The 10,876-nt window shown below is 44.8% G+C and carries 12 protein-coding genes; 6 read left to right on the forward strand and 6 right to left on the reverse strand.

The annotated features are described in order from the left end of the window. Positions 1–792 precede the first annotated feature (792 nt). Positions 793–1,029: a 50S ribosomal protein L28 gene (gene rpmB / locus P5683_RS19055; protein WP_006669318.1), complete on the forward strand. Its 237-nt coding sequence runs from the start codon at positions 793–795 to the stop codon at positions 1,027–1,029. Between the two features lie 108 nt (positions 1,030–1,137). On the opposite strand, the gene egtD is transcribed toward rpmB, so the two are convergent. Continuing rightward, complete coding sequence (egtD, locus tag P5683_RS19060) at positions 1,138–2,187, reverse strand: L-histidine N(alpha)-methyltransferase (RefSeq protein ID WP_006623542.1); 1,050 nt, start codon at positions 2,185–2,187, stop codon at positions 1,138–1,140. A gap of 114 nt (positions 2,188–2,301) precedes the next feature. Between egtD and cas6 the strand changes: the two genes are divergently transcribed. Beyond that, positions 2,302–3,429: a CRISPR-associated endoribonuclease Cas6 gene (gene cas6, locus P5683_RS19065; RefSeq protein WP_006623541.1), complete on the forward strand. Its 1,128-nt coding sequence runs from the start codon at positions 2,302–2,304 to the stop codon at positions 3,427–3,429. A gap of 12 nt (positions 3,430–3,441) precedes the next feature. After that, the gene (locus P5683_RS19070) at positions 3,442–5,124 is read left to right on the forward strand and encodes an ABC transporter substrate-binding protein (RefSeq protein WP_006623540.1); all 1,683 of its coding nucleotides are present in this window, start codon (positions 3,442–3,444) and stop codon (positions 5,122–5,124) included. 104 nt (positions 5,125–5,228) lie between these two features. On the opposite strand, the gene fni is transcribed toward P5683_RS19070, so the two are convergent. From fni to P5683_RS19090, 4 genes are all read right to left on the reverse strand, one after another. After that, a complete protein-coding gene (gene fni / locus P5683_RS19075; protein ID WP_006623539.1) occupies positions 5,229–6,260 on the reverse strand; it encodes a type 2 isopentenyl-diphosphate Delta-isomerase in 1,032 nt (343 codons plus the stop codon). 36 nt (positions 6,261–6,296) lie between these two features. Beyond that, the gene (gene pyrR / locus P5683_RS19080; RefSeq protein ID WP_006623538.1) at positions 6,297–6,830 is read right to left on the reverse strand and encodes a bifunctional pyr operon transcriptional regulator/uracil phosphoribosyltransferase PyrR; all 534 of its coding nucleotides are present in this window, start codon (positions 6,828–6,830) and stop codon (positions 6,297–6,299) included. Positions 6,831–6,925: 95 nt separating this feature from the next. Then, a complete protein-coding gene (gene cbiB / locus P5683_RS19085; RefSeq protein ID WP_006623537.1) occupies positions 6,926–7,927 on the reverse strand; it encodes an adenosylcobinamide-phosphate synthase CbiB in 1,002 nt (333 codons plus the stop codon). A 39-nt stretch (positions 7,928–7,966) separates the two neighbouring features. Beyond that, a complete protein-coding gene (locus tag P5683_RS19090; protein ID WP_006623536.1) occupies positions 7,967–8,410 on the reverse strand; it encodes an Rrf2 family transcriptional regulator in 444 nt (147 codons plus the stop codon). Between the two features lie 402 nt (positions 8,411–8,812). On the opposite strand from P5683_RS19090, the gene P5683_RS19095 reads away from it, so the two are divergent. Further along, the gene (locus P5683_RS19095; protein ID WP_006623535.1) at positions 8,813–9,205 is read left to right on the forward strand and encodes an AbrB family transcriptional regulator; all 393 of its coding nucleotides are present in this window, start codon (positions 8,813–8,815) and stop codon (positions 9,203–9,205) included. Positions 9,206–9,421: 216 nt separating this feature from the next. Here the strand turns inward: P5683_RS19095 and P5683_RS19100 are convergent, their stop codons facing one another. Then, positions 9,422–10,333 (reverse strand): MoxR family ATPase, encoded by a 912-nt coding sequence (locus P5683_RS19100; protein ID WP_006623534.1) that lies wholly within the window; start codon positions 10,331–10,333, stop codon positions 9,422–9,424. A 47-nt stretch (positions 10,334–10,380) separates the two neighbouring features. On the opposite strand from P5683_RS19100, the gene P5683_RS19105 reads away from it, so the two are divergent. Further along, positions 10,381–10,518, forward strand: coding sequence for a hypothetical protein (locus P5683_RS19105; RefSeq protein ID WP_192808266.1), 138 nt, complete (start codon positions 10,381–10,383; stop codon positions 10,516–10,518). Positions 10,519–10,706: 188 nt separating this feature from the next. After that, complete coding sequence (locus tag P5683_RS19110) at positions 10,707–10,838, forward strand: hypothetical protein (RefSeq protein ID WP_273247593.1); 132 nt, start codon at positions 10,707–10,709, stop codon at positions 10,836–10,838. Positions 10,839–10,876 lie beyond the last annotated feature (38 nt).

The raw sequence follows: 10,876 nt of genomic DNA on the forward strand, positions 1-10,876 counted from the left end.
CGGGCATTTCAGCCCTATTTCATACCCGAACGTCTCGCACCATACGCTTACACTTGTCACTACTGAGTTCTTCGACCAATTCCCTCAGAGCACTTGGGGACTTAAAACGTTCCGTTTATATGGGCGTTCCATCCTTAGATTTGTCCTGTCCACCGGGGTACTTTAAAGGTCTATGCAGGTGGTAGTACAAAACCCCTGCTGTTCCCCTTGCCCTTTTGGGCGCAGCGTATCAACCCATTACGCTACTGGCTAATTACGGTGGTTCATGTCAGACATTAGGTTCCCCTAATCGTAGATGGTTGGCAGTGGTCTCGTTTCTGGTGTTAGGTTACACCTCGGAGCCTTCCGTTCCCCGCTTCAATCCCAGGTTTGTGGGTCTTGAAACTGGGGGTGGCTATCGCCGTCACCCTCAACCCTGATTTCCCTTCATTCCTGTACGGTTCCCCGTCTTTTCCTAGGTTCGGTTTCCCGTCCCTCTGATTGTTAAGAAATGTTAAGAATTGTTACAGGGTTTGTTGACCTTGGGTTCCCTGCCTCATTTTGTATCTTATGATACTAAATTTAGGGACATATAAACAGTTATAGGGATGTTCAGAAGCGAGCTTCTTATATTCAACCAAGGGGCTGAAGTCCCTACCAGGCGGTTATTTCGGGTATTACACCCCTATTTCATGCCTGAACGTCTCGCACAGCACTATCTAGCCTAACCCAACATTTCCAACTATCTCACTTGATTTAGCCCCCGATCGCTTATAATAAGGGTTTGCATTTAATTTTCAACTGGAGGGTACTATGTCTCGTGTCTGTCAGCTTACAGGAAAACGGGCTAATAACGGAATGGCTGTCTCTCACTCCCACCGTCGTAGTCATAAACTACAACAAGCTAATTTGCAGTGGAAACGGATATGGTGGCCCCAAGGTAAGCGCTGGGTACGTCTGAAACTTTCCACTAAGGCTATTAAAACTATTGAGAAGAAAGGGTTACAGGCTATGGCTAAAGAGGCTGGCATCGATCTCAATAAATTTTAGCTTTTCGGGCTACACATCACCCATTTCTATTGATAATGGAACTCCCTCTCCTTCTGGGAGAGGGCGCTCGGGCTGGGAGCATCAATTTTACAGGATATACTTCCTATCCTACCCCTTGCATTTAGCCAGAATTAGACCAAACCAATTGTTACTATCAGTCCAAGTCTTGACGGGTTGTAAACCTTGCTGGTTGAGATAATTCTGCATATTTTCTAGTTCAAATTTTCGGGAAATTTCGGTGCGGACTGTTTCCTGGGCGCTAAAATTGACGGTCAGGTTTAAACTTTGCAGACGTACAGTTTGCTGACAGAGACTGCGTAGGTGCATCTCAATTTGATGTTCTTCTAGGTTATAAAAAGCCCAATGTTCAAAGTTGTTGATATCAAAATCACCATCAAAACGATGGTTTAAATGTGACAGCATATTTAAATTAAAAGCTGCCGTTACCCCTTGACTATCATTATAAGCGGCTTCTAAAATATCGGTAGGTTTATGTAAATCCACACCTAATAGGAAATATTCCCCTGGTAATAAAGCGGCTGTAATTTGTGAGAAAAAGCGATCGCACTCACTTGGGGTTAAATTTCCCAAGGTGCTACCCAGAAAGCAAATCATGCGACTGGGAAGCGGTGCGGGTTCTAATGTCGCTAAAGCCTGTTCATAGGTGGCTACAATTCCATGAACTTGTAAAGATGGATAATCTTCTAACAATTGATAGGCGCTAGTTTCCAAAATACCCCCACTAATATCAATGGGAAGATAACGCAAAGGATAGCCTAAACTTTGGTAAGCATCTAATAAAATCCGAGTTTTAGTAGAACTACCACTCCCTAACTCTACCAATTCCGTCGGACCAGTTAAAGTGGCAATTTCCGACGCAAAATCCCTTAAAATAGCCGTTTCTGTGCGGGTCGGATAATATTCGGGTAATTCGCAGATTTTTTCAAATAACAGAGAACCCTGATCATCATAAAAATACTTAGGGGACAGAGTTTTGGGCTGGTAGGTGTTGGCTAGACCCTCGATTATATCATAACCCGTGGCGGGTTCATTGGCTGGGGTCTGGTTGGCATTAACTAGAGATTCAATCCTGATTCGTTGCTGGAGTAGGGAGCGATCGCTCGTTTCTGTAGTAGTCTGAGGGTGGGAGATATACATTATGGCTAAAGTATACACAGCAATGGCATCAAAAAAACTGCTGCCATTATGTATTGTCCCATACCATTGTCAACAAAAGGTTATGTTAACCGAACCCAAAAACCATCAACTGTTATGGCTTACCCTAAGAAACGTAACCGTGAGCATCCCTCGGTAAATTCCCAGTGGTCTACCGAAAGCGAATTGGTAGGTTTGGAATTTGAACTCACAGCTACGGACAATCATACCCTTTACCCCCAATATACCATTGGTCTACACGCCTGGTTTCTTGACCAAGTGCGTAACACTAACCCAGAACTTTCCCAATATCTCCATGATGGACAATCAGAAAAAGCCTTTACGATTTCAGGGTTGTCCGGTTCCCTAATGACCTCTGGAAAAAATCTGCAATTACAAGGCGATCGCCTCTATCATTGGTATGTCACGGGGTTATCTCGTCCGGTAGTTCAGTGGCTAGGGAAATGGACCCAAAACCTACCCCCCCGCATTGAACTCAGAAACGCCCCCCTAACTATCAATTCCTGTAAAGTCTTCCTGGAAGCCAATACCTATGAGCAACTGTGGGAACAGCAGTCCCCCAAAACCGGAAACCTGAAATTAAGTTTCCTCTCTCCCACCAGTTTTCGTCACAAAGGACATCATCTCCCCCTACCAATTCCAGTTAACCTCTTCCATAGCTACCTGCGGCGGTGGAATGATTTTTCTGACATCAAATGCGATCGCGACTTATTTTTAGAATGGGTCGATGAGTTTGTCATCCTCCAACGTCATCACCTACAGTCCGTCAAAGTCGCAGCCGGAAAACGGGGAATGGTAACCGGGTTCACCGGAGCCATTGAATTAGCTACCTCCCAGAAAAGCAAAACCAAGTTTTCTGGAAATATCCAACAGCAGCAACAGCTATTTTACGCCCTAGGACAACTAGCCCCCTACTGTGGAACGGGACATAAAACCCCCTTTGGTTTAGGACAAACTCGCTTAGGCTGGTTAGTAGAAGATATTCAGCCTATCTCTACTATTCAACAAATACTAGCCGATCGCATTCTGGAATTAACCGAAATTTTCCGTTCCCAAAGACGGCGCACCGGGGGAAACCGCGCCACCGACATAGCCGAAACCTGGGCGACTATTCTGGCGCGTCGGGAGTTGGGGGAATCTCTACAAGCGATCGCTACTGATTTGGAAATGCCATATCAGACAGTAAAAACCTATGCTAAACTAGCACGGCGCGCCTTAAATTAAAACATTCATCAGATGCACAAAAAACACCAGATGCTGTTATCTAACTTGGTTAGGGGTAGTCGGCGACGGTTCCGAGTCCTATGGCAATTTTTAGGACTGTTTGGCTTGGTTAGCTTCCTCATTATCAGTTGCGGTCAACCCAATAATCAAACCACTACTACCCCAGGGTCTAGTAACGGCGACGAACGGATTATTATTGGTACTACCCAAACTCTCCGCACTATCGATCCAGCCGATGCCTATGAGGTTATTTCTGGCAATCTTCTGTATAATTTAGGCGATCGCCTCTACGCCTATGAAGTGGGAACTACCCAACTCCAGCCTCAACTGGCTACCGATTTTCCTACCATTAGCGACGATAGGCTAACCTATACTATGCCCCTACGTCAGGGAGTTCTTTTCCATGATGACACGCCCTTTAATGCTGAGGCGATGGCTTTTTCCCTGCGGCGGTTTATTGAAAACGGCGGACCCCCTTCCTCTTTACTCTCCGATATTGTTGATGAGATTACTGCCACCGGGGAATATGAATTAACTATTAAACTCAAGCGTCCCTTTGCGGCTTTCCCCTCCCTATTAGCATTTTCGGGAGCTTGTGCGGTTTCCCCTAGTGCTTATGAAATTGGACCTGGGAAATTTCGGCCTAATTCTTTTGTCGGAACCGGACCTTATGTTTTAACAGAATATGGTGTAGATCTGATTCGCCTCAATCCTTTTGAACAATATTGGGGGGATAAAACAGCTAATCAAGGTGTCGATTTACAACGTTTTTCTAGTCCTGCTAATTTGTTTAATTCTTTCCGAACTAATGCTGTCGATATCGCTTATATATCCCTGGAACCTGACCAAATTGCGAGTTTATTAGAAGGCGCTGAACAGGGAAGATGGCAAGCAATTACTGCTGATGGAAATACTATTAATTATATAGTATTAAATGTGAACAGCGAACCCCTAGACCGGGTGGAAGTGCGACAGGCAATCGCCTCTTTAGTCGATAGAAACTTAATTAATGAAAGGGTGCTGCGAGGACAAGCTGAACCTCTTTATAGTCTGATTCCTACTACTTTTGAAAGTTACCTTCCCGTGTTTAAGGAAGCCTACGGAGATGCTAATTTTGAGCAGGCTAAACAACTGTTAACAGAGGCGGGATTTACTCCCGAAAACCCCGCTGTAGTTGAACTTTGGTATGGTGCGAACTCCCAGAAACGTCAAGAGTTGGCGGCTACTCTCAAGGCTTTATCTGATAATAATTTGGGGGGTATTTTACAGTTACAACCCCAAAGTGTAGACACAACTACGGCTTTTCAAAATTTGGAGAAGGGAATTTATCCCACTTTTATTCTCGATTGGTATGCGGATTTCTTGGACCCTGATAACTATATACACCCCTTTCTGGATTGTGCTAATGGTTCCCCCGAAACGGGATGCGTCGAAGGTGCTAGTCAATATCATGGGTCCTTTTATTATAGCGATCGCATGAATCAGTTAATTCGACAACAGCGCACTGAAGCTAATCCTGAGACTCGACAAGCTATCTTTCACGAAATTCAACAACTCCTGGCTGAGGATGTGCCTTTTATTCCCCTATGGCAAGACAAAATCCATGTTTTCGCCCAAAACAACATTCAAGGGGTCAACCTCCAGGCTAATCAACAGTTCCCTTTCTGGCCTTTGGCTAAATTCACTTCTCAATAACTGATAGCTGGGACGGGCGCTATGCTCTACTGTCCCATTTTGGGGGTCGGTTAACCAACCAATCCCTATCAGCCAACCCCTCCCCCTACCTAGTAGGCGGCGAGTCAATATATGGCTCTCAAAACTTGTGGTCGCTGAAGATCCTTAATGGTTCTACTTCCCGTGCAAAATAGCACCGTGGATATTTCGGCTACCAGAATGTCTACCAAACTATCAACAGCAGCCTCTGACTCAGCCGCCGCCTGTAAAAAAGGCCACGCTAAACCCGCTAAATCAGCACCTAAAGCGATCGCTGATGCCACATCTAAACCGTTGCGGAGTCCCCCAGAAGCAATCAGAGGAATATCAGGAGAGTTTGCCCTCACCTCAGTGATACACTCAGCCGTCGGTAAACCCCAATCTGCGAAAGTTTCCCCTAAGCGCCACTGACGAGGATCTGTCGCCCTCTGTCCTTCTATTCTTGCCCAAGACGTACCACCCGCACCAGCCACGTCAATGGCAGCTACTCCCGCATCTATCAGCTTTTTAGCCATAGTAGCTGATATGCCGTTACCGACTTCTTTGGCAATCACCGGAACTGGCAGGCTACAGCATAAATCGGCAATTTTGTCAAGTAGTCCTCGGAAATTAGTATCGCCTTCGGTTTGAATGCACTCCTGGAGAGGATTGAGATGCAAAATTAGGGCATCGGCTTCCAGAATATCAATTACCTGCTGACATTGCTCTAAGCCATGGCTATAGTTTAGTTGAACTGCGCCCAAATTAGCGAATAGCAGAATATCAGGAGCGAGCGATCGCACGGCGAAAGTGGGGGCTAATTCTGGCTTTTCCACTGCCACCCTTTGGGAACCCACCCCCATGGCAATTTTATGTTTGAAAGCAGCCCTGGCTAGGCGGGTATTAATTAGTTTAGCCTGTTCTGTGCCACCAGTCATCGAGGAAATTAACAACGGTGCACCCAGGGACTTACCCAGAAACTCTGTGGAGACCTCTACCTCCCCAAGATTAATTTCCGGTAGACAGCAGTGGGTAAACCGATAGCGATCGAAACCATTGGTTTTTTGGCGGAATTGTACATCAGACTCTAAACAAATTCGCAGATGATCAGCCTTGCGGCTTTCCGTGGAAAATTCCATTTTTCACAGTTCCTAATTAATATGGATACCTTGGACTTATTCTGACTTTAATTCTATGCGATCGTATCCATCTACCTCTTCCAGATATACTCGCACCTGTTCATCCCTAGCCGTCGGGAGTTCCTTGCCAATAAAATCCGCTTGAATGGGTAGTTGTCGATGACCGCGATCGACTAAAACCGCCAGTTGGATAGTCTCCGGTCTTCCATATTCAATTACCGCATTCAAAGCCGCCCTAATAGTACGACCACTATAAATTACATCATCCACCAAAACCACTTTTTTACCGGTCAGGTCAAAAGGGATTTTAGTTTGTGCGGGAGTTCGCATCCCCACTTTATCTAAATCATCCCGATAAAAAGTAATATCCAAAGCGCCACGAGGAACCGTCAACTGTTCCAGCAAGTTGATTTGGTTCCCTAACCTTTCCGAAAGGGCAACCCCCCGCGTATATATTCCCAATAATACCAGGTTAGATAAATCTCCCCCCCTTTCCACAATTTGCGATGCTAAACGGTTTAAAGTTCGCCGCATTTCTTCAGCAGATAGAATCTCGACAATTTTACTCATGATTCAAGTTGATTGCTTCACAAAATGACTGGTTTAGATATCTGCCCCATCTCTATATATGCTGACCAGATTATGGGCTCAATAATGCCTTATTTTTATTGCCAAAATATTGCCCTAATTATAAATAGTATAAAAGTCAAACCCAACCATAAAAAAACCGCGTGACGGGTGATGGTCAGCGCCCGTTCAATAGTTTCTGAGGTAATGGGGGAAATCGGATCTCCTAAAGTAGGTTTATGTTTAACTTTTCCTCCATATTGATTCACTCCCCCCAATTGTACTCCCAAAGCTACAGCATAGGCGCATTCACTCCAACCGGCATTAGGACTAGGATCATGAATAGCATCTCGGCGACATATTTGCCAAACCCGTCTAGGTTGACCGGACAACAGAGCAACCGTAATTACACTGAGGCGGCAAGGAAGCCAAGTCAGAACATCCTCCAATTTAGCACTAAACCATCCTATATGAGTATAAGGTGCTTCACGATAACCAATCATTGAATCAAGAGTGCTGGCAGCTTTATAAGCCCAAGCCAGAGGAACACTTCCCACTGCTGGTATCAGTAAACCAATAATCCCATAGAATAGGGGAGCCATCATACCATCGATCGCATTTTCGGTAATAGTTTCCACAATAGCCCGTTCAATTTCAGGTTTCGATAACTGTTCGGTATCTCGACCTACATACTGACTTAATCGCTGGCGACTTGTTGGCAAATCCCCCCGTTGCAGAGCCTCTTGTACATCCTCAGCCGCTGCTCGCAAACTCCTAGCAGCAAAGCAACTAGCTAAAAGAATACTTTGTAGCCCCACACAGATAATACCATGAAACGGCAATTGCACGGTCATAGTTTTAACTGCTGCCACCATCAGCCAACTGACCAATCCGCTACCAATGACCAAAATCAACCCCACCCAAATTCCCGCCAGCTTTTGAGATAAAGGACTCTTCAAATATCTCAGAACTGGTTGAGTGAATTTGGTAATCACCCAACCCATAACTTGAACTGGATGCAGCCAATTCCACGGATCACCGATAGCATAATCCAAGCCAGCCGCTATTGCCAAAATTACTATTGTTGGGAAATCACTCATTTATTGACTGCCATGTAATCCTTCACTGCCTCCATACAATTAAACCACAAAACTAGCTGACTCTCCCTGAGCCGCCTGCCAACTGAGGGCATCATAATAAAGGTCTTCCAGAGAGATGCTATACAGAGCCTCCTTTAATTTTTCATGGAGACGATTCCAGAGAGTAAATGTTACCCAATCCTCTATTTTTTCAGCATCAGGTTGATGGTTAGATAAAGGTTCTATGGTCTCACCAACTGCTTCCAGAATTTGTCCCAGAGAAATTTGAGCAGGTGGATATGCCAACTGATATCCCCCATGAGCGCCTCTTACAGAAATTACTAGCCCCCTTTGTCGCATCTCAATTAGTAACTTTTCCAGATAGGGAGCGGGAATATTTTGCCGAGAGGCGATCGCTCGCACCGAAATCGGACCCTGGTTTTGCAGCACCGCTAAATCTAACAAGGCTTTAACACTATAATGTCCGCGAGTAGTTAACTTCATTAATCCCTTTCAAATTAACAGTGATTTTTGTGTTTATTGGCTTGATAGTCTCGTCAGTTGCTACCAACCTTAACCTAGACTACTCATCCGTATCTATCTAGTGGAATTTACGGATACATCATTGATTAACATTATTTAATCCGTCCTGCCTAGATTCTAACTGAGTTTGACCTCAACCAGCGCGAGTAATAGCTCTGGGAAACCACAAACAGGTAAGCCTTTACACAATCAGCTATCCGATGATTACATCTGTTAAAAATGTTAATCATTGAGATAAATAATTCTGCAATCTTAGTGTAAGATGGTATGCAGGTACCAGGTCATCGTGAACAGTTATGGTTGTCGGAGCGATAACCATAACTGGGGTGATGACACCATCTCGAATATGCAAGGGAAGATCTCATGGCTAAGAAGAACAATTCGGAAACTCAACCACAACAGCTCACTGGTCAAGAACTCTTAGAAAAAGTCCGACATCTCGGCTACATGAAGAAAGAAGAGAAAGCTAAAAAATGCGGATACTATACGTTAACCAAAGACGGTATAGAGCGAGTTAATATGATGAAATTCCTTAACGCCTTAATAGAGGCAGAAGGAATCGAACTAGATGGGAAACCAAAAGGAAATGGACGCGGCGGACGCTCTGCCAGTTATAGAATTACGGTTCAATCTAATAACAACCTGTTGATTGGGTCAGCCTATACGAAGCAAATGGATCTGCAACCCGGAGATGAATTTGAGATTATTCTGGGACGTAAGCACATTTATCTGAAACAGGTAGGCTCGGAAGATTAGCAGAGTTGATGCAATTGTGAAAGTAGTATATTGTCTAGTCTTGATACTTCTATAATGCTGAGAAACTAGGTTTTCTCAGTGATTCAAATGCGATCGCATACCTATCGTTAGCATCTGAGCAGCACCAAAAAACCCCTCAAAGCCATAAAAGACAGAGGGGTATCTTGTGCTGCGTCTGAAGATTTTAGGTCGCAGTTAATAAATAGCAGTAGCAGCCTAGGATGGAATCGGTACAGATTGCAGTAGGACTTCAATAACGGTCTTAGAACGGCGACCACCACCAGTAATCAAGCGATGTGAAAGGACATGGGGAGCCAATAATTTAATATCATCAGGAACGGCATAATCTCGTCCCGATAAAAAAGCCAAAGCCTGGGTAGTACGATGAAGAGCGATCGCCCCCCTAGGACTCACGCCCAACATAATATCCTCATGCTCCCGTGTAGCGCGAACCAAATTAAGAATATACTGCTGTAAAGACCCATCCACCTGGACTCTCTGACATTCCTTTTGCAGAGTCAGAATATCCTGTAAACTGAGACAGGGTTTAAGTTCATCAACCTGTACCCCCTCACTCAAGCGTCGCAACATTTGCAACTCTTCCTGTTCACTGGGATATCCCAAAGTTAAAGACAACATAAACCGATCCATTTGCGCTTCTGGGAGAGGGAAAGTTCCCTGATACTCAATCGGGTTCTGAGTCGCAATCACAAAAAAAGGCTTCTGAACCATGCGCGATACCCGATCAATCGTCACCTGTCTTTCTTCCATGACCTCCAACAAAGCCGACTGAGTGCGGGGTGTAGCTCGGTTAATTTCATCAGTAAGTAAAATATTAGCAAATACTGGCCCCGGCAAAAATTCAAACTCACCACTGCTAGGATTCCAAATATTAGTACCAGTAATATCGGTTGGTAATAAATCCGGTGTACATTGAATCCTCTGGAAAACTCCATCAATAGAACGAGCCAAGGATTTAGCCAGTAAAGTTTTACCTACTCCGGGTACATCTTCCAACAGCACATGACCCCCCGCCAGCAGCGCCACCAAGGTTAGGCGAATTGACTCTTCTTTACCAACTATAGTCCGACCTAAATTTTGCTTTAATCGTTCAATACGTTCTCTCATTCAATTCTCCGGTGATTCAACCCTCTGAGTGAGAGGATACAGCATTTTTGACCGTTGCACAGCTATCCGCAGACTATCTGTATAGATATTTTCTAACACCATCTGCTCATAGCCCCTTTCCGCCACGATTTCTGATGGCTGCTCGCGCCGGGGAAGCGATCGCTTTTACATCCCCATTAACCTGAGTTGTGTTCGAGTTCGGAGAGCTATTTTTCCTCATCTGTCAACTACAATTAGGGGAGATTTATCAGGTGTAATTATTCTCAACTTCTGCCACAACTGGACTCCGCCGCCCCCCTGCCCATCTAAATATTGATTGTCTTGGGTGATCACTAATCATTGGCCATAGAGCGCGAAAGCAGAGGATGCCAATGTGTTACTGAAGGGCGATCGCCTCAAACCCCGCCAATTCTTGCCCACCAAGAATTCCCAGACCTCAACAGACAGCAGTTTCGACCAACCAGAGATTATCCGCTATAATATTTATTATGTGCGAGACGTTTAGGAGTCAAATAAGGCTGCAATGCCTGAAATAACCTCCTA

It is taken from the genome of Limnospira sp. PMC 1279.21 (assembly GCF_032349615.1).
Taxonomy (GTDB): Bacteria; Cyanobacteriota; Cyanobacteriia; order Cyanobacteriales; family Microcoleaceae; genus Limnospira; species Limnospira fusiformis.

What these genes read in the sequence shown, in the direction of transcription:
- P5683_RS19090 (WP_006623536.1), bottom strand. Translation starts at nt 8,410, where the DNA reads ATGAAGTTAACTACTCGCGGACATTATAGTGTTAAAGCCTTGTTAGAT.
- pyrR (WP_006623538.1), bottom strand. Translation starts at nt 6,830, where the DNA reads ATGAGTAAAATTGTCGAGATTCTATCTGCTGAAGAAATGCGGCGAACT.
- P5683_RS19070 (WP_006623540.1), top strand. Translation starts at nt 3,442, where the DNA reads ATGCACAAAAAACACCAGATGCTGTTATCTAACTTGGTTAGGGGTAGT.
- cas6 (WP_006623541.1), top strand. Translation starts at nt 2,302, where the DNA reads ATGGCTTACCCTAAGAAACGTAACCGTGAGCATCCCTCGGTAAATTCC.
- cbiB (WP_006623537.1), bottom strand. Translation starts at nt 7,927, where the DNA reads ATGAGTGATTTCCCAACAATAGTAATTTTGGCAATAGCGGCTGGCTTG.
- P5683_RS19095 (WP_006623535.1), top strand. Translation starts at nt 8,813, where the DNA reads ATGGCTAAGAAGAACAATTCGGAAACTCAACCACAACAGCTCACTGGT.
- rpmB (WP_006669318.1), top strand. Translation starts at nt 793, where the DNA reads ATGTCTCGTGTCTGTCAGCTTACAGGAAAACGGGCTAATAACGGAATG.
- P5683_RS19100 (WP_006623534.1), bottom strand. Translation starts at nt 10,333, where the DNA reads ATGAGAGAACGTATTGAACGATTAAAGCAAAATTTAGGTCGGACTATA.
- egtD (WP_006623542.1), bottom strand. Translation starts at nt 2,187, where the DNA reads ATGTATATCTCCCACCCTCAGACTACTACAGAAACGAGCGATCGCTCC.
- fni (WP_006623539.1), bottom strand. Translation starts at nt 6,260, where the DNA reads ATGGAATTTTCCACGGAAAGCCGCAAGGCTGATCATCTGCGAATTTGT.